We start from the raw sequence: 17,620 nt of genomic DNA, 5'->3' as shown, positions 1-17,620 counted from the left end.
TGCGAGGGGGGCAGGGGGGTCCTTTCTCAGGCGGCGCAGTCGCGGCAGTACAGCTGGTCGCCCTTGGTGGCGGCGAGCCGGCTGCGGTGCTGCACGAGGAAGCACCGGGAGCAGGTGAACTCGTCCTCCTGCTTGGGGAGGACACGGACGGTGAGCTCCTCGTTGGACAGGTCCGCGCCGGGGAGCTCGAGGTTCTCGTTGAAGTCGGTCTCGTCGACGTCGACCGACGAGGACTGCGCCTCGGCTCGCCGCGCCTTGAGCTCCTCGAGCGAGTCCTCGCCGAGCTCGTCGGCCTCGTTGCGGCGTGGGGCGTCGTAGTCGGTGGCCATGGGGTGTGCCCCTCCTCCGGGGATTCTTCGGGCGTCGGCGCCCGCATCGTCTGACGGCTGCGCCGGGGCGCTGTCGTCCTGGCCGGTCGCCGGGGGCGACCGGTGGTCGGGAGGCCGGCACCCGCCTGAGCGGGCACCGACCGGGTGCTGCAGTCCGCGCCGGCCGACCCTCCGGCGACGGGGGGCTCCGGCTCCGGAGTGACCGGCGGACCCCCCAACGTCGCGCGGTCCCCGTTTGTGCCCGGTCCGACGGGTCGAACACATCGGCACCGGATCCGGTCGGACGGGATGCGGAGCGCCAGAGGTTACCCTGCGCCCGTGGCGACTCCGGTGGGTGCCGATCCGTCCGTCGTGGGGCCCTACCTGGCCTCCGTCTTCTGCGACGAGCGCTGGCGCGACGTGCGCGTCGACCTCATCGCCGCGGGCATGTCCAACCTCACGTACATCGTGACCCCGGACTGCGGGGCGCCCGGCGACGAGGTCATCCTGCGCCGGCCCCCGACCGGAGCGGTACTGGCGACCGCGCACGACATGGAGCGGGAGCACCGGGTCGTCAGCGCGCTGGGGCCGACGCCGGTGCCGGTCCCCCGCACCCTGCACCTGTGCACCGACCCCGCCGTCCTCGGCGCCCCCTTCTACGTGATGGAGCGCGTGGTGGGGCTGCACGTCGTCGACACCATCCCGCCCGGCTACGCCGACGAGCCCGCCCAGCGCGGGCGCATCGGCGAGGGGCTCGTCGACGTCCTCGCCGACCTGCACTCGGTCGACTACGAGGCCGTCGGCCTGGGCGGCTTCGGGCGGCCGGAGGGCTTCATGACCCGGCAGGTGCGCCGCTGGACCAAGCAGTGGGACGCCACCCGCGACCGCGACCGCCCCGGCCTGGACGCGCTGGCCGCCCGGCTGGCCGAGACGGTGCCGGCCACCCAGCGGCACGCCGTCGTCCACGGTGACTACCGGCTGGACAACTGCCTGCTCGACCCCGACACCCCCGGCCGCATCCGGGCCGTCCTGGACTGGGAGATGTCGACCCTCGGGGACCCGCTCGCCGACCTGGGGATGCTGTTCGTCTACTGGCCCCAGGCCGGCGAGGAGAGCATCACCGGCCAGAGCAGCGTGACGGCGCTGCCGGGCTTCCCCAGCCGCACGGAGGTCGCCGAGCGCTACGCATCCCACACCTCCCTCGACCTCGCCGACCTCCGCTGGTACGTGGCGTTCGCCTACTTCAAGTTCGCCGCGATCGTCGCCGGCATCGTGGCCCGCTCGAAGGCGGGCGCGATGGCCGGCAAGGACACCTCCGGCTACGAGGAGCGCATCGACCCCTGCGTGGAGCGGGGACGCGCCGCGCTGGACGACGGTGCCATCTAGCCCCGCCGACCGGCCCTAGACTCCCGCCGACCACCAGGCATCGAGGGGGAGACAGCCCGTGAGCGCGCCGCCGACCGACCGTCCCGCGGTGCGCCCCCGCAGCGGCCGGCGCCCGATCCCCCCGCTGATCTTCCTGCTCGTGCTGGCCCTGGCCGCGCTGGCCGTGTGGTGGAACGTCCTGCAGGACGAGCAGGACCGCGACGCCGCCCAGGCGGCGGCGTGCACCACCGCGTCGGCCGCCCCGCCGTCGCTGGACCCGGGCACCCTGTCGGTACGGGTCTTCAACGCCACCGACACCGCGGGGCTGGCCCAGCAGGTCGCCGCCGAGCTGCAGGGCCGCGGCTTCGTCGTCGACGAGGTCGCCAACGACCCCAGCGACCGCGAGGTGACCGGGGTGGGCGAGATCCGGCACGGCCCGCGGGGCAACGACGCGGCCGCCTACCTGGGGCTGTTCCTCCAGGGCGCCGGCGACTACCTCGACACCCGGGCCACCGCCCAGGTCGACCTGGTCATCGGCCCGGAGTTCGCCTTCCCCGACAGCCTCTCCGGCCCCGAGGAGGTCGCTGCCGCGCTCAGCACCGTCGAGAGCGCGGCCGCCGCCTGCTGAGAGCGGACGGCGTCCTCCCTCAGCGGGGGTGCAAGCGGTCCAGGAGCGCGACGAACTCCTCGGCGACCGACGGCGCGGCCGCGATCCCGAGCGGGTCGGCGAACGGGCGGCCGGGCAGCCCGGTGACCACCAGCCCCGCCTCGGCGGCCACGAGCGCCCCGGCGGCGTAGTCCCAGGGGTTGAGTCCCTCCTCGTAGTAGGCGTCCAGCCGGCCGGCCGCGGCCGCGCACAGGTCCAGCGCGGCGCAGCCGAAGCGGCGGATGTCGCGGATCTCGGGCAGCAGCCGGGCGACGACCGCCCCCTGCGCGCGCCGCTGCTCCTCCCGGTACCCGAAGCCGGTGGCGACCAGCGTCTGGCCCAGCGACGCCGGCCGGCTGCACTGCAGCCGGACCGGCTCCCGGTGCGCCGGGGAGGTGACGAACGCCCCTCCCCCCGCGGTGGCGGTGAACGTCTCCCCGGTGGCCGCATTGAGCACCACGCCCGCGACCACCCCGGCGCCGTCCACCTCGGCCCCGATGGAGACCGCGTACGCGGGCAGCCCGTAGAGGAAGTTGACGGTGCCGTCGATGGGGTCGACCACCCAGCGCACCCCGCTGCGCCCCTCCCGCGACGCGCCCTCCTCACCGAGGACGCCGTCGTCGGGCCGCGCCCCCAGCAGCCGCGCCGTGATGAGCTCCTCGCACTGCTTGTCGACCGCGGTCACGACGTCGGTCGGGCTGGACTTGACGTCGACCTGCGCGGCCGCCGAGGCGCGCCCGCGGGCCACCAGGTCGGCGGCCTCGCGCGCGGTCGCGACGGCGAGGTCGAGCAGGGCGGCGGGGTCCACGGGGGTGGTCACGGGGCGATCCTGCACGAGCGGGACTGCCGCCTGCGGCGCCGGTCACTAGATTGACCGCGTGCTGGGCTTCGGGGTGGACATCGGTGGCAGCGGGATCAAGGGGTGCGTGGTCGACCTCGACACCGGGGAGCTGAAGGGTGAGCGGCTGCGCATCGAGACGCCGCAGCCGGCCCTGCCGCAGCCGGTCTACGACGTCGTGTCGCGGGTGGTCCGGCACTTCGAGTGGGACGGGCGCGTCGGGGTCACCTTCCCCGGCGTCCTCAAGCACGGGGTCGCCTTCACCGCGGCCAACGTGGACAAGACGTGGCTGGGCACCGACGTCGCCGCGGGGCTCGACGCCGTCCTGCCCGACGGCGTGCAGACCCTCAACGACGCCGACGCCGCCGGGCTGGCCGAGATGCGCTACGGAGCCGGCCGCGACAAGAAGGGCGTGGTGCTGATGCTGACCTTCGGCACCGGCATCGGCAGTGCGCTGTTCACCGACGGCGTCCTCGTGCCCAACACCGAGTTCGGGCACATCCAGGTCGACGGCGAGGACGGCGAGCGGCGGGCGTCCGCCGCCGCCCGCGAGCGGGAGGACCTCAGCTACCCCCAGTGGGCCAAGCGGGTCGACCGCTACCTCGACGTCCTGGAGACCGGGCTGTGGCCGGACCTGGTCATCGTGGGCGGCGGCGTGAGCAAGAAGGCGCACAAGTGGGTGCCCATGCTGACCACGCGCACGCCGGTCGTCCCGGCGCAGCTGCTCAACGACGCCGGCATCGTGGGGGCGGCCCTCGCGGCGGAGGAGCGCATCGGGCAGTGAGCCCGGCGCGCCGCGTGCCCATCGGCTGCCGGGCCACCACACAGGGTGAGAACGTGCCTGGACCGGTCCGTTCACCCCGTGCGAGCGAGCACCACGGGTCCGCAACGGTGGTTTCGGCGCGGTCCGTCGTTACAATGAGAGAGCCCCGCCCCGTCGCTCCTCAGCCGAGAGGCATCCCCCGCACCCGCGCCGGCCAAACGCCGGTCGTTTCGTCGGGACCTCTCCCGCTCCGGACGCCGGCCGAGGCCGCTGCCCGGGGACCACAGGGCCCCCGGGGAACGCACCCAGAACGGGAAGGAACCTGAGTGCCCGCCGACCAGCCAGCACCGGAAGCAGCCGCAGCGAGCACCTCGAGTCGCTCCAGGACGGTCGCCGCCGCCCCCCGGGCGACCAGGACCAGCGCACCGGTATCCGCAGGCGACGCCAAGGCCGCACCGGCCAAGGCCCCGGCCCGCAAGAAGGCACCGGCGAAGACCAGCGCCGCCAAGGGCTCCCGCAAGCCGAGCATCACGCCGTCGCCGGGCACCGGTGAGGGCGGCGCCGTGCTGACCGCCGTGGCCACCGACGACGCCACGGTCGCGGTCGTCGACGGCGAGGGGCTCAAGATCGACGAGACCGTCGTCGCCGGCCCCGACGGCGTCGCCGACGCCGAGCCCACCCCCGAGGAGGCCGCCGCCGAGGGTGGCGACTTCGAGTGGGACGACGAGGAGGAGTCCGAGGCCCTCCGCCAGGCCCGCAAGGACGCCGAGCTCACCGCCTCGGCCGACTCGGTCCGCGCCTACCTCAAGCAGATCGGCAAGGTCGCGCTGCTCAACGCGGAGGAGGAGGTCGACCTCGCCAAGCGGATCGAGGCCGGGCTCTACGCCGCCGAGCGGCTGCGCCAGGCCGAGGAGGAGGGCCAGAAGCTCTCCCCGCAGATGCGCCGCGACCTCAACTGGATCGTCCGCGACGGCGAGCGCGCCAAGAACCACCTGCTCGAGGCCAACCTCCGCCTGGTGGTCTCCCTCGCCAAGCGCTACACCGGCCGCGGCATGGCGTTCCTGGACCTCATCCAGGAGGGCAACCTCGGCCTGATCCGCGCGGTGGAGAAGTTCGACTACACCAAGGGCTACAAGTTCTCCACGTACGCCACCTGGTGGATCCGCCAGGCCATCACCCGCGCCATGGCCGACCAGGCCCGCACCATCCGCATCCCGGTGCACATGGTCGAGGTCATCAACAAGCTCGGCCGCATCCAGCGCGAGCTGCTCCAGGACCTGGGCCGCGAGCCCACCCCGGAGGAGCTGGCCAAGGAGATGGACATCACGCCGGACAAGGTGCTGGAGATCCAGCAGTACGCCCGGGAGCCGATCAGCCTCGACCAGACCATCGGCGACGAGGGCGACAGCCAGCTCGGTGACTTCATCGAGGACTCCGAGGCCGTCGTCGCCGTCGACGCGGTGAGCTTCACGCTCATGCAGGACCAGCTGACCAGCGTGCTGCAGACCCTGTCCGAGCGGGAGGCCGGCGTCGTCCGGCTGCGCTTCGGCCTCACCGACGGCCAGCCGCGCACGCTGGACGAGATCGGCCAGGTCTACGGCGTGACCCGTGAGCGGATCCGGCAGATCGAGTCCAAGACGATGTCGAAGCTGCGCCACCCGAGCCGTTCCCAGGTGCTGCGCGACTACCTCGACTGAGCAGGGCAGGAGGGCCACGAGGGCCCCTGGGCGGAGACGCCCAGGGGCCCTCGTCGTCTCGGTCAGCGTTGCTGCGCGGTGGGCGCAGGCGCCGCGGGCAGGTCCTCGCCCTGCGCGGTGCGCGGAGTGGGCGCCACCGGCTGGGGCCGCGCCTCGACCTGCTGGACGGTGTCGATGGTCTCCATGGCCTTGGTGAACTCGACGTTCTCGTTGTCCATCAGCGCCCGGGGGTTGAAGTCGGGACTCGCCAGGACGCCGTGGACCCGGCGTCGCTGCATCCCGAAGTTGCCGCCGTCGTAGATGGGGAAGATCGCCGCCTCCCTGAGGTACTTCTCGAACGCGTGCTTCTTGTCGGCACTGTTGACCCCGACGACCTGCATGCACTTGTAGACGCTGTCCAGGAGGATCTCGGTGCAGAAGGTCTTGTTCAGCGCGCCGATCAGTTCGCCGTGGAAGTCGTGCTCGTCGATGTAGTGCGCCGCCTTCCAGCAGAAGTACCGACAGGCCTCGATGCGCGCGGCCACGTCGCCCAGCACGTACCCCACGTTCTGGAACTGGATCATCGGGTGCGGGCTGCCCGCGGTGTAGGTCCTCGCCCACTGCAGCGCGGCCTCGTACGCAGCACGTGCGACACCGACCGCGGCGATACCGGCGACCGGGCCGGACCAGGCGAAGTTGCGGTTGATGAGCAGGTCGCCGTTCCCCAGCGTCCCCTGCACGAGGTTGTCGGCGGGCACCCGGGCGTCCTCGAAGACGATCTCAGCGTTCGGCGTGAGTCGGTGCCCGAAGGTGTCGATCAGGGAGTACGTCACGCCGGGGGTCCCGCGCTCCACCAGGATCGCGGAGAGCCCCTCGGTGCCGCCCTTCTCCGGGTCCGTGCGGACGACGACGAGGTTGACGTTCGCGCCCTCGCCGTCCCACCCCGCGACGTTGCACGGCCAGTACTTGCGACCGTTGAGCACGTAGTGGTCACCGTCCCGCCGCGCGGTCACACCGATGCCGACGGGGTGGGCCAGCGGGGTGTCGAAGTTGGCCGTGCCGCCGGGCGTCCCCGGGGGCTCGCTGGCGGCGTACCCGGCGATGAACTCACCGGACGGGTCCGACGTGGCCGCTCCGATGACCCGCCGCTTCTGCTCCTCGGTCCCCCAGTACCAGACCGGCATCAGCGCCAGGCCGTTCACCAGGACCGTGCAGGCGAACCCCGGGTCGACGGCACACAGCTCCTCGGCGGCCAGGATCAGTTCGACGGTGGTCAGCCCTCCCCCGCCGTACTCCTTCGGCAGCATCCCGAAGGCGATCCCGCGCTTGTACGCCTCGACGTAGGCGGGCTTGGTCATCTGGAACGCCTTCAGGGGGTCCGGCTCCCGGTCCGCGTCCCGGACGATCGGCGCCAGCACGTTCTCCGCGAAGTCGCGAGCGGCGAGCTGGACCTTCTTCTGATCCCCACTGAGCGCGAAGTTGATGCCGCTGGACGGCGCGAAGTCGATCGACATGGCGACCCTCTCCTCGGGAGACCGGAGTGCCGGCCGACCACGTCGGCGGCCGGGAGCACGGCCCCGAGCCGGGTTGCGGACGAGGCTGTGTCGCTTGTCACAGTCGTGCGTCCGCGCTCCAGGCGAGAAGGGCCCAACGTCTCGTCCCGGCACCGGCAGGCCCGGGCGGCTCCACGGCGCGGGTGTCCCGGAGCCCCAGCTCGGGCCGCCGTCGGGAGCGGCCGATCGCCACGGTGCGCCGACGTTCCGGGCGCGTGACACCGCAGTGCCCCAGGTCACAGCCGGGTGTCGAGGAGGTCACGATCTCACCCGGATGAGCCGGAGGGGCGGTGTACGCCGTCACCGTCCGGGTAAGCGGCGTAGCGTGGAGGACGTCAAGACAGCAGCGGACCCACGAGCCGGACACTGACCCGGCGCACGAGACCGACGAGAACCACAGGCACGACGACGACAGACCAGCACCACCCAGTGACGTCCCTGCTGACCCGCCCCACCCGCATCAGGCGGCACCCGGCTCACCGGCACCCGGCGAGTCCCCCGTCCGATCGGCAGGATCGGGAACAGAGGGCTCCATCCTGGCGCTGTGCAGGAGGCCGATCCGCAGCCGCGGGTCCGTGCGGTAGAGAGCGAGTGATGACCCAGATGACCCAGACGCTGACGACGACCCCGCCCGCCGACGACCTGGTCGTCCCCTTCCACTGTGACCGCTGCGGTGCGCTGGCCAAGGTGCGTGTCGTCCTCGCCAGCGGCAGCGACCTCGTCTTCTGCGGGCACCACGCCCGTGAGTACGAGGGCAAGCTGCGCGACATCGCCGTCGACATCATCGAGACAGACGGCGAGCAGCGCCTCAGTCACTGACGGAGGAGCTATCGTCGCAGACTGCGATGAAGCCCTCACCCGACGCCGCCGCCGGCGTCCCTTCCCCGCCTGGTGCGGACGGGACGCCGGCGGCTCCGTCGTTCCCGGGGTCCCCCGGTCGACGGCGACCCGGAGACCCCTCGATGCCCCCACAGATCACGCCGTCCGCGCCGCAGCCCTCGGCTCCGGAGGACGACGCCGCACTGCCGGACCAGACCGTCCGGCTCGGGCAGCCGGTGCTGTCCGACGACACGCGCCCGGTGCCGCGCGACCGCGGCCCGCTGACCGCCGAGGGCAGCGCCCCCGCGGGCCCGCCCGTCCCGCCGGCCGCGCCTCCCGCCGCCGACCCCGACTCCAACTCCGACCTCGACGCCGAGGCCGACGCGGACGCCGAGCCGACGCCGGTCGCCGACGGGGCCGCCGGGGTGGCGGACGAGCCGGAGCCGTCCGGGGACGCGCCGGCCGTCGCGTCGGACGACGAGGACCGCGCGACCCAGGACATCCGCTTCGCTCCCGGCGAGGCCCCCCGCGACCTGCCCGCTCCCGGGCAGCAGGCGCCCACCTCCGTGGTCCCGCCGGTGGAGTCCCCCGCCGTGTCGCCCGCCGCAGCGGACGCGGAGCACGCGCCGCACGCGCCGAGGTCCGGCGACGACGCCACCGACGACGCCGTCCCCGGTGGCCCCGGCTCCGGTGGCCCGGGCTCCAGCGGTCCCGGCGACGGCCCGGCTCCCGACGGCCCGAGCCCCGACGGCGTGGGCCCCGGCCGGCCGTGGTGGCGGCGTCCGGCCGTGCTGGCCCCCGTCGCCGCGGTCGCCGTCCTCGGCGCGGCCTACGGCCTCGACCTGCTCGTCGCCGGCGGGGACGTGCCCCGCAACACCGTCGTCGCCGGTGTCGACCTCGGTGGCCTGTCCCCCGCCGCCGCCGCCGAGCGGCTGCGGGCCGACCTGGAGCCCCGGATCGGCGCCGACCACGTGGTGGTCGCCGAGGACGTGGAACTGCCCCTCTCCCCCGCCGCCGCGGGCATCACGCTGGACGTCGACGGCACCGTCGACGCCGCGGACGACCAGCCGCTCAACCCCTGGACCCGCCTGGTCTCGCTGTTCAGCGACCGGGCCGTCGACCCGGTGCTCACCGTGCAGGACGACGCGCTGACCACCCAGGTCGACGCGATCGCCGCCCAGGTCGACCGCGCCCCGGTCGACGCCACGATCACCCTCGACGGGACGACGCCGACCGTGGTGACCCCCGAGGAGGGGCGCAGCCTCGACCAGGAGGCGTCCGCGGCGGCGATCACCTCCACGCTGGCCTCCGGCGGGGACCCCGCCACGCCGATCGAGCTGCCCGTCGACGTCGCCGAGGTCTCGGTGGACGCCGCGGAGGCCGAGCGGGTGCTGGCCGAGACCGTCACCCCCGCGCTGGCCGCGCCGGTCACGGTCACCAGCCAGGACGGCGCCACGTCGGCGGAGATCCCGGTGGAGGCGATCGCCGCCTCGCTGACCTTCACCCCGCAGGAGGACGGCGTGCTCGCCGTCGCCGTCGACCCGGCGGCCCTGCAGGAGGCGACCGGCGACGACCTCGCTGAATTCGGCACCCCTGCCGAGGACGCCCGCTTCGAGATCTCCGGCGGCGCGGTCGCCGTCGTCCCCTCGGTCGACGGCCAGGGGGTCGACCCGGCGGAGCTGGCCGGCCAGCTGCTCGAGGTGCTGCCCCAGCCGGCGCCGCGCGCCGTGACCGCCCAGCTGGGCCCGGTCCCGGCCGACCTCACCACCGAGGAGGCGCAGGCGCTCGGGATCCGCGAGGAGATCAGCTCCTTCACGACCACCACGACCAACAGCGCCAGCGGCACCAACATCCGCGTGGTCGCCGAGGAGGTGGACGGCGCGCTGGTCATGCCCGGCGAGACCTTCAGCCTCAACACCTTCACCGGCCCGCGGGGCACCGCGCAGGGCTACGTGCCGGCCAACGTCATCAGCGGCGGCGAGCTGTCGACGGCGGTCGGCGGCGGGATCAGCCAGTTCGCCACGACGATGTTCAACGCGGTGTTCTTCGCCGGCCTCGAGGACGTCTACCACAAACCGCACAGCTTCTACATCAGCCGCTACCCGGCCGGCCGCGAGGCCACGGTGTACGAGGGCGTCATCGACCTGCAGTGGCGCAACGACACCGACACCGGCGTCTTCGTCGACACCCGGTGGGAGCCCCGCGCCGGGGGCGGCGGCTCGATCACGGTGACCTTCTACGGGACCAAGCGCTACGAGGTCGAGGCGATCGAGGGCGCGCGGACCAACTACCGCCAGCCGGCGGTGCAGGAGAAGGTCGACGACGGCGACTGCATCGCCCAGTCCGGCGTCCAGGGCTTCGACGTGACCGTCACCCGCATCATCCGCGACCTGCAGGGCGCGGAGGTCCGGCGCGAGACCTTCGAGACCACCTACGCCGCCGAGGCGGTCATCCGCTGCGTGGCTCCCGAGCCGGAGCCCGAGGCCGACTCCGAGCCGGCACCGGACGAGGCGGAGCCGGAGTCCTCCGACTCGGGCGACTGACGCTCCTCCGATCGGGCGACCTGCGCAGCGGCTCCCGGCCGGCCGCAGGTCGCCCGGCGGGGCGACGTGCACACTGGGGTGATGAGCACCGTCCTGCCCGGTGGGTCGCCGGCCCCCGCAGGAAGCGCCCCCGACGGTGCCGCACCGGCCCCCTCCGGCGCGACCGCCGCCACCGCGGCGACCGGGGCCCCACCGCGGGGACGCCTGAGCCGCTGGCCCGCGCCGGTCCGCGTGCCGCTGCAGGTGCTCGCCCGCACGGTGGCCAAGGCCTGGGGCGACCGCATCCTCGGCCTCTCCGCCGAGGCGGCGTTCTGGCAGATCCTGTCGGTGCCCCCGCTGCTCATCGGGCTGCTGGGCTCGCTGGGCTACCTCGGCACGTTCATCGGCGAGGCCACCGTCGCCCGGATCGAGGACCAGCTGGTCACCGCCTCGGCCCGGGCGCTCACGCCCGACGTCGTCAACTCGCTCGTGCAGCCGACGCTCAACGACATCCTCGGCTCCGGGCGGCTCGACGTGGTCAGCGTCGGGTTCCTGCTCGCCCTGTGGGCCGGGTCGTCGGGCACCGCGACGTTCATGAACACGATCGTCATCGCCTACGACCAGCGCGACGTCCGGGGACCGATCCGCACCCGGCTCATGGCGCTGTGGCTGTTCGTCGTCGGCATGGTGCTCGCGGTGCTCACCCTGCCGCTGCTCGTGCTCGGCCGCGAGGTCCTGGTCTCGCTGCTCCCGGCCGACTGGCGCGACACCGCCACGGTGCTGGTCAACGCCGTCTACTGGCCGGTCGTGCTCGTCGGCCTGGTCCTGGCCCTGACCAGCTTCTACCACGTGGTCCTGCCTCGGCGGCTGCCCTGGCGGCGGCACCTGCCGGGCACCCTGCTCGCCGTGGCGTTCTTCATCGTCACCGCGCTGCTGACCCGCGCCTACGTGGCCGACATCCTCACCGCGACGCTGCCCTACGGGGCGCTGGCCACCCCGATCGCCGCGCTCCTGTTCTGCTTCTTCTTCGGGATGGCGGTGCTGCTCGGCGCGGAGCTGAACGCCACCATCCAGGCGCGCTGGCCGGCACCGCTGCGCCGGCACCAGAAGCGCCGGCAGGAGCGCCGGGCGGCCAAGCTGGAGCGCGCCCGGCGCCTCGACCTGCTCTGAGAGCGTCCCTCGGCCCCGTCCAGGGCACCGCCGCGAGCCTGCGAGCGGCGGGGGGCAAGGGGGTCCTCCTACTTCTTGAGCTGCTCGTAGACCTCCTTGCAGGCCGGGCACACCGGGCTGCCGGGCTTGGGCGACTTGGTCACCGGGAACACCTCGCCGCAGAGCGCCTCGACGAGCGTGCCCATGACCGCACTCTCGGCGATCTTGTTCTTCCGGACGTAGTGGAAGACCTCGTTGGCGTTGCCGGTGTCGCCCTCGCGGACGTCGGGCTTCTCGAGGATGCCGGTGCTGCTCACGGGCTGCTCCCTGGAGATCGGGGACGGCGGTCGGGGCGCGCCCGCCGCCAGCGGCCGGACACGGCTCCCCCGCCCCCATGATGGCAGGGTGCACGCCGAGACCCCGCCGCATCCCGCCCAGCTCTCCCCCGAGGTCGCCGACGCGCTCGCTGCCGGCCGCCCGGTGGTCGCCCTCGAGAGCACCCTGCTCGCCCACGGACTCCCGCGGCCGGACAACCGCGCCGCCGCCGACCGGGTGGAGGCCGCCGTCCGGGCCGGCGGGGCGGTGCCCGCCACGATCGCCGTCCTCGACGGCGTGCCGCACGTGGGGCTCACCGCCGAGCAGGTGGACCGGGTCTGCGGCGACCCGGACCTGGCCAAGCTCGGGGTGCGCGACCTCCCGGTGGCGACCGCGCTGGGGCTCAGCGGCGCGACGACGGTGTCGAGCACCGCGCTGCTGGCCGCCCGCGCGGGCATCGGGGTGTTCGCCACGGGCGGGCTCGGCGGGGTGCACCGCCAGTCGGCGGAGACGTTCGACGAGTCCGCCGACCTGGTCGCCCTCGCCCGCACCCCGCTGGTCGTGGTCTGCGCCGGGGTGAAGTCGATCCTCGACGTCCCGGCCACGCTGGAGCGGCTGGAGTCGCTGTCGGTGACCGTCGTCGGCTACCGCACCACGACCTTCCCCGGCTTCTACGTCGCCGACTCCGGCGCGACCGTCGACTGGTCCGTGGACGACGCCAAGCAGGCCGCCGCGGTCTTCGCCGCCCGCCGCGACCTGGCGCCGGGCGCGGTCGTCGTCGCCAACCCGCTGCCGGCCGACGAGCAGCTGGACCCGGAGCTGCACGACCGGGTCATCGCCGGGGCGCTGGCCGCGGCCGAGACGGCGGGGGTGCGCGGCAAGGCCGTGACCCCGTTCGTCCTCGACCACCTGCACCGGGCCAGCGAGGGCGCCACCCTGGCGGTCAACGTGCGGCTGGTGCTCCGCAACGCCGAGCTGGCCGGCGAGATCGCCGCGGCCCTGGCCGCGCACGCCCGCTGAGCGGCCGCCCGTGACCGTCGTGGTCGTCGGTGACCTGGCCACCGACGTCGTCGTGGTGCTCGACGGCGAGCCCGCGCCGGGGTCGGACCGGCCGGCGGCCATCCGCAGCCGTGGTGGCGGCGCCGGGGCCAACGTCGCCGTCCACCTGGCCGAGCTGGGCACGCCGGTGGTGCTCGCCGGCTGCGTGGGCGACGACCCGGCCGGGCGCGGGCTGGTCGCCGACCTCGCCGCGGCCGGGGTGACCCCGGCGGTCCGCACCGTCCCCGGCGCGGCCAGCGGCACCGTCGTCTGCCTGGTGGAGCCCGACGGGCAGCGCAGCATGCTCGCCGACCGCGGGGCCAACCTGGCGCTGCGGCCCGAGGACGTCCCGGCGCCGGTCCCCGGCGGCCACCTGCACCTGTCCGGGTACACGCTGCTCGACCCGCGGCCGCGCGCGGCGGGTCTGGCGGCGCTGACCGCGGCGGCGGCGGCCGGGTGCACCGTGTCGGTGGACCCGGCCTCGACCGGTCCGCTGGGCCGCTACGGCGTCGACCGCTGGCTGGCCGACACGGCCGCGGCCACGCTGGTGCTGCCCAACGAGGCCGAGGCCCGGCTGCTCACCGGGTGCGCCGACGCGGCGACCGCGGCCCGCGCGCTCGCCGTCCGCCACCCGGTGGCCGTGGTGACCCTCGGTGCGGACGGCGCGCTGTGGGCCTCCGGCGACGTGCTGCTGCACCGGCAGGCGCACGCGGCGGCCGTCGTCGACACCACCGGCGCCGGCGACGCGTTCGCCGCCGGCCTGCTGTCGGTGTGGCTGGCCGACCCCGACGGCGACCCGGTGCGGGCGCTGGACGCCGGCCTGGCGCGGGCGGCGGCCGTCGTGGCGCGGCCGGGAGCCCGCTGACCCGCTAGTGCTCGATGACCCGGCCCGGGCGGGCCGGGTTCTCGAGGATCCGGTCGGGTCGCGGTGCGGCGTACCGGTTGACGTCGAGCTTCTTCTTCGGCGGCTCGTCGTTGGCCATCATCACCGCGATCCACGGCAGGACCGTGCCGAGGAGCGCGAAGATCAACGCCAGCCACAGCGTCTGGTAGAAGACCGCTGCCAGGATCAGGCTGACGGCGCGGACGGCCATGGTGAGCACGTAGCGCTTCTTGCGTGCCGCGTGCAGCTCGGCCCGGCTCGGCGCGGCCTCGGTGATGAGGACCGGCTGCGGCCGGCGGGAACGCGCGGGCTGCTGGCTCGAGGCCACGGGCTTCCTCTCCTCCGCCGACCGGGTGACCGGCGCTCGGCGGATCCCCTCCGCGGGTCGTGCCGCCCGGCGTCCCGACGGCGCCCGGCCCGGCACGGCCCCGGGTCGCCGCCCATCGTGCCACCCGATCCGGGCCGGTGCAGGCGCCCCCGGCGCGCCGTCCTCAGGAGCCGGCAGCGGCCTTCGCGGCCTGCTTCTTCTCCTGCTTGAACCGGCGGACCTCGGCCAGCGACTCCGGGCCGGTGACGTCGGCGACCGAGCGGCGGGATCCCTCCTCGCCGTACTCCCCCGCGGCCTCCCGCCAACCCGGCGGGGTCACGCCGTACTGCTTGCCGAGCAGGGCGACGAGGATCTTGGCCTTCTGCGCACCGAACCCGGGCAGCTCGCCGATCCGCTTCAGCAGGGTGCGGCCGTCCGGGACGTCGGCCCACAGCGCCTCGGCGCGGCCGTCGTAGCGCTCGACCAGCAGCCGGCAGACCGCCTGGGCACGCCCGGCCATCGAGCCCGGGTAGCGGTGGACCGCCGGCGGGCCCTGGAACCACGCGGTCAGCTGCTCGGGGTCGGCGTCGGCGACGTCGGCCGCCGACAGCGTGTCGACCCCCATGCGGTCGGCCAGCAGTCGGGGACCGGCGAACGCCCGCTCCATGGGGAACTGCTGGTCGAACAGCATGCCCAGCAGCAGCGCGAGCGGGTCGCGGCCGAGCAGGTCGTCGGCGGCGGCGTCCTGGGCGATGGTCACGGTCGGCACCCGCGCGATCCTGCCGCATCGACTCCCGTCGAGCTGCGCTCCGCTCCGCGCCCCGCAGGGAGGAGACTGTCCCAGTGACACGCGTCGGGCTGGTCCTGGGCGCCGGTGGCGTGGTCGGGCAGGCCTACCACGCCGGTGTCCTCGCGGTGCTCGAGCACGACTTCGGCTTCGACGCGCGGACGGTCGACGTGATCGTCGGTACCTCGGCCGGCTCGATCACGGGCACGCTGCTGCGGCTCGGCGTCAAGGCCGAGGACCTCGCCGCGTGGACGGTCAAGGCTCCGCTCTCCGGCGACGACGACGTGCTGCGGCAGATCGCTGCCACGCCGGTGCCCGAGCTGGCCCCGTTCCGTCCGCTGGAGCTGTTGCTCCGCCCGATGCGGCTGCCGGCACCGCGGATGGTGCACCGGGCGCTGACCCGGCCGTGGCGGTTCCGGCCGCTGGCCGCCGCGATGGCCCTGGTGGCGCCCGGGCGGCACGACATCGTCGAGCAGCTCGCCGCCCTGCGGGAGCTGGAGCGGCCGCAGTGGCCCGAGCGCGCGCTGTGGATCTGCGCCGTCCACCGGCACGACGGTCGCCGGGTCGTGTTCGGCCGGCCCGGCACGCCACCGGCGCCGATCCACCTGGCGGTCGCGGCGTCCTGCGCGGTGCCCGGGTACTTCGCGCCGGTCCGGATCGGGGCGCACACCTACGTCGACGGCGGCGTGCACTCGCCGACGAACGCCGCGCTGCTGCGCCGCTGCCGTCTGGACCTCGCCGTGATCGTCTCGCCGATGAGCGGGCCAGCGGGGTCGCAGCTCAACGTCTACGCGGCCTCGCGCCGGCACTCCGCCCGGCTGCTGCGACACGAGGCGCGGGCGCTCGAGACGGCCGGCGTCCGGACGGTGGTCTTCGCTCCGGGCCCGGCCGAGCAGGCGGTCATGGGCGACGACATGATGTCGCGGCACCGCCTGGACGAGGTGATCCAGCAGTCGTTCCTGGCCGCCGGTGCGTACTGCGCGCGTCCCGAGGTCGCCGAGCTCGTGCGGGCCGCGGTCGCGGCGAGCCGCCGGTAGCGGTTCCCCGACGGCCGACTCCCCGATCGGGCGGTCCGGCCAGGACCGAGCGGACCAGCAGCTCGCCACGTGCGTCGACCACCTCGACCGGCCGGCACCCAGCGCCCGCCTCGACGCGAGCGGCTCGGCGCTGTCCGGTCCGCTGCTGACCCCGCAGGAGTTCCGGCAGATCGCCGGCTTCGACGAGTGGATGGACCGGTGCCACGCAGCCGGGCAGGCCAAGCCCACGCCGATCCTGCTGCGGTACGGCCCCGGCGATCGGAACGCGCTGCACCGCGACCTCCACGGCGACCTGGTGTTCCCGCTGCAGGTCGTCGTCGGTCTGGACACGCCCGGCACCGACCACACCGGTGGGGAGTTCCTCGTGGTCGAGCAGCGGTCCCGGGCCCAGTCCCGCGGCCACGCCACCGTGCTCCCCCAGGGACACGCGCTGGTCTTCACCACCAGCGACCGCCCGGTCCGCTCCGCCCGCGGCTGGTCGGCCGCACCGGTCCGCCACGGCGTCAGCACCATCCACACCGGATGCCGCCACACCCTCGGCCTGGTCCTGCACGACGCGGCCGGACCGGCCGCGAGACGCCCGGTGCCGCATGGACACGCCGTGGGTGGGTAGACCGGCATCACCGACGGAGGTCGAACAGAACGAGCCCGGCCGGTCCGAGGGTGTGTCCACGTCCGCCCCAGGGCGTGGACCCCGCGGGTCGCGCCGCCTCGGGGCCGGGGGTGGACGCGTGAGCGTGAGCGTGTGGGCGCACCACCCCCCGCCGGTACGCGACCCCCACCGGACGGCGACCTGGGAGGGACAGCCGGGCAGCACCGCGGACCTGGCGGTTCTGCGCCGCCGTGTGCGCGCGGCGCTGCACGACGGGTCGTTGCCGACCGGCACCGACGACGGCGAGCGACTCCTGCTGGTCGTCGAGGAACTGGTCTCGAACGCGCTGCGACACGGTCGGCCACCGGTCCACGTCACCGTCACCGCGGCCGTGCTCGGCTGGCTGGTGGCCGTCAGTGACGCCGCACCCGGTCGCCCGCCGACCCCGGCGCTGGACCGCGACCCCGGACTCGGCGGCATGGGCCTGTCCCTGGTCGCGCGGATGTGCGGCGCACGGGGATGGGTGGTCGAGGACGGCCGCAAGGTCGTCTGGGCCCGGGTGCCGTACCGCGAGCCGCTGCCGCCCGACCGGCTCCAGGAGGTCACCCGCGACGTCCTCGCCCTGGCCACCCGCCTGGTCGCGTCGGCGGTCCAGGTGGCCGCGACCCTGGAGGAACTGGCAAGGGACGCGGACGAGGCCGGGCGGGCCCAGGTAGCGGGCCGGTACCGGAACCGGGCGGCGCGTGCCCGCCTGGACGCCGAGCGGGCGCGCTGGGTGGTCCTCACCGCCGCGGCCTCCGGTGGCCACAGCCGCGGCGAGCCGGTCGGCCGACCCGCTCCCGGGGAGCCGACCCCGCCGGCTGAGGACGCCGCCGGCTGAGGACGTCACCGGCCGAGGACGTCACCGGCCGAGGACGCCGCCGGTCCCCCACCGCAGCGCTCCCGTCGTCCCCCGGCCCTGCGGTGCCCGCGAGTCCCGCCCGGCGTGCCGCCGCGACGCGCGTGGGATCTCTCACCTTGAC

The 17,620-nt window shown here is 74.8% G+C and carries 18 protein-coding genes; 12 read left to right on the top strand and 6 right to left on the bottom strand.

The genetic code is table 11. From position 1 onward, the window contains the following. Positions 1-26 precede the first annotated feature (26 nt). The gene (locus ACI789_RS11475) at positions 27-329 is read right to left on the bottom strand and encodes a DUF4193 domain-containing protein (protein ID WP_089306675.1); all 303 of its coding nucleotides are present in this window, start codon (positions 327-329) and stop codon (positions 27-29) included. A gap of 318 nt (positions 330-647) precedes the next feature. On the opposite strand from ACI789_RS11475, the gene ACI789_RS11470 reads away from it, so the two are divergent. Together ACI789_RS11470 and ACI789_RS11465 are read left to right on the top strand one after the other, a co-directional pair. Further along, on the top strand, positions 648-1,694 hold the full coding sequence (locus tag ACI789_RS11470; protein WP_457009057.1) for a phosphotransferase family protein: 1,047 nt from the start codon (positions 648-650) through the stop codon (positions 1,692-1,694). A gap of 58 nt (positions 1,695-1,752) precedes the next feature. Beyond that, on the top strand, positions 1,753-2,301 hold the full coding sequence (locus tag ACI789_RS11465) for a LytR C-terminal domain-containing protein (protein WP_456919200.1): 549 nt from the start codon (positions 1,753-1,755) through the stop codon (positions 2,299-2,301). 19 nt (positions 2,302-2,320) lie between these two features. Here the strand turns inward: ACI789_RS11465 and ACI789_RS11460 are convergent, their stop codons facing one another. Then, positions 2,321-3,139 carry an inositol monophosphatase family protein gene (locus ACI789_RS11460; protein ID WP_457009055.1) on the bottom strand — a complete coding sequence of 273 codons (819 nt, stop codon included), beginning with the start codon at positions 3,137-3,139 and terminating at the stop codon, positions 2,321-2,323. Positions 3,140-3,197: 58 nt separating this feature from the next. On the opposite strand from ACI789_RS11460, the gene ppgK reads away from it, so the two are divergent. Both ppgK and ACI789_RS11450 read left to right on the top strand, forming a co-directional pair. Next, a complete protein-coding gene (gene ppgK, locus ACI789_RS11455) occupies positions 3,198-3,941 on the top strand; it encodes a polyphosphate--glucose phosphotransferase (protein ID WP_457009053.1) in 744 nt (247 codons plus the stop codon). Positions 3,942-4,246: 305 nt separating this feature from the next. After that, the gene (locus tag ACI789_RS11450) at positions 4,247-5,617 is read left to right on the top strand and encodes an RNA polymerase sigma factor (protein WP_457009051.1); all 1,371 of its coding nucleotides are present in this window, start codon (positions 4,247-4,249) and stop codon (positions 5,615-5,617) included. 62 nt (positions 5,618-5,679) lie between these two features. On the opposite strand, the gene ACI789_RS11445 is transcribed toward ACI789_RS11450, so the two are convergent. Further along, positions 5,680-7,110 (bottom strand): acyl-CoA dehydrogenase family protein, encoded by a 1,431-nt coding sequence (locus ACI789_RS11445; protein ID WP_457009049.1) that lies wholly within the window; start codon positions 7,108-7,110, stop codon positions 5,680-5,682. A gap of 633 nt (positions 7,111-7,743) precedes the next feature. On the opposite strand from ACI789_RS11445, the gene ACI789_RS11440 reads away from it, so the two are divergent. The 3 genes from ACI789_RS11440 to ACI789_RS11430 all read left to right on the top strand — a co-directional run bounded on the left by ACI789_RS11440 (position 7,744) and on the right by ACI789_RS11430 (position 11,660). Next, positions 7,744-7,968 carry a DUF7455 domain-containing protein gene (locus ACI789_RS11440; RefSeq protein WP_012949566.1) on the top strand — a complete coding sequence of 75 codons (225 nt, stop codon included), beginning with the start codon at positions 7,744-7,746 and terminating at the stop codon, positions 7,966-7,968. Between the two features lie 143 nt (positions 7,969-8,111). Continuing rightward, complete coding sequence (locus ACI789_RS11435; protein ID WP_457009047.1) at positions 8,112-10,511, top strand: VanW family protein; 2,400 nt, start codon at positions 8,112-8,114, stop codon at positions 10,509-10,511. An 81-nt stretch (positions 10,512-10,592) separates the two neighbouring features. Next, positions 10,593-11,660 carry a YihY/virulence factor BrkB family protein gene (locus ACI789_RS11430; RefSeq protein ID WP_457009045.1) on the top strand — a complete coding sequence of 356 codons (1,068 nt, stop codon included), beginning with the start codon at positions 10,593-10,595 and terminating at the stop codon, positions 11,658-11,660. A gap of 68 nt (positions 11,661-11,728) precedes the next feature. Here ACI789_RS11430 and ACI789_RS11425 read toward each other — a convergent pair whose 3' ends face one another. Then, the gene (locus ACI789_RS11425) at positions 11,729-11,956 is read right to left on the bottom strand and encodes a DUF3039 domain-containing protein (protein ID WP_457009043.1); all 228 of its coding nucleotides are present in this window, start codon (positions 11,954-11,956) and stop codon (positions 11,729-11,731) included. A gap of 88 nt (positions 11,957-12,044) precedes the next feature. On the opposite strand from ACI789_RS11425, the gene ACI789_RS11420 reads away from it, so the two are divergent. Both ACI789_RS11420 and ACI789_RS11415 read left to right on the top strand, forming a co-directional pair. Then, positions 12,045-12,974, top strand: coding sequence for a pseudouridine-5'-phosphate glycosidase (locus ACI789_RS11420; RefSeq protein ID WP_457009041.1), 930 nt, complete (start codon positions 12,045-12,047; stop codon positions 12,972-12,974). A gap of 10 nt (positions 12,975-12,984) precedes the next feature. Next, positions 12,985-13,857, top strand: coding sequence for a carbohydrate kinase family protein (locus ACI789_RS11415; RefSeq protein ID WP_457009039.1), 873 nt, complete (start codon positions 12,985-12,987; stop codon positions 13,855-13,857). 4 nt (positions 13,858-13,861) lie between these two features. Here ACI789_RS11415 and ACI789_RS11410 read toward each other — a convergent pair whose 3' ends face one another. Both ACI789_RS11410 and ACI789_RS11405 read right to left on the bottom strand, forming a co-directional pair. Continuing rightward, on the bottom strand, positions 13,862-14,203 hold the full coding sequence (locus ACI789_RS11410) for a DUF3099 domain-containing protein (RefSeq protein ID WP_456919209.1): 342 nt from the start codon (positions 14,201-14,203) through the stop codon (positions 13,862-13,864). A 163-nt stretch (positions 14,204-14,366) separates the two neighbouring features. Beyond that, on the bottom strand, positions 14,367-14,951 hold the full coding sequence (locus tag ACI789_RS11405) for an HhH-GPD-type base excision DNA repair protein (protein WP_457009036.1): 585 nt from the start codon (positions 14,949-14,951) through the stop codon (positions 14,367-14,369). Positions 14,952-15,025: 74 nt separating this feature from the next. On the opposite strand from ACI789_RS11405, the gene ACI789_RS11400 reads away from it, so the two are divergent. The 3 genes from ACI789_RS11400 (at position 15,026) to ACI789_RS11390 (ending at position 17,478) form a co-directional block, all read left to right on the top strand. After that, complete coding sequence (locus ACI789_RS11400; RefSeq protein WP_457009034.1) at positions 15,026-16,006, top strand: patatin-like phospholipase family protein; 981 nt, start codon at positions 15,026-15,028, stop codon at positions 16,004-16,006. Further along, positions 15,939-16,619, top strand: a complete 681-nt coding sequence (locus tag ACI789_RS11395) for a 2OG-Fe(II) oxygenase (protein ID WP_457009032.1) — start codon at positions 15,939-15,941, stop codon at positions 16,617-16,619. The genes ACI789_RS11400 and ACI789_RS11395 overlap by 68 nt, the downstream gene beginning before the upstream one ends. Before the next feature lie 118 nt (positions 16,620-16,737). After that, entirely contained in the window at positions 16,738-17,478 is a 741-nt protein-coding gene (locus ACI789_RS11390) for an ATP-binding protein (protein ID WP_457009030.1), read from the top strand. Positions 17,479-17,620: the final 142 nt, after the last annotated feature.

It is taken from the genome of Geodermatophilus sp. SYSU D00965 (genome assembly GCF_054050075.1).
The sequence above is the reverse complement of the archived record's forward strand: the minus strand, read 5'-3'. Positions and strand labels throughout refer to the sequence as shown.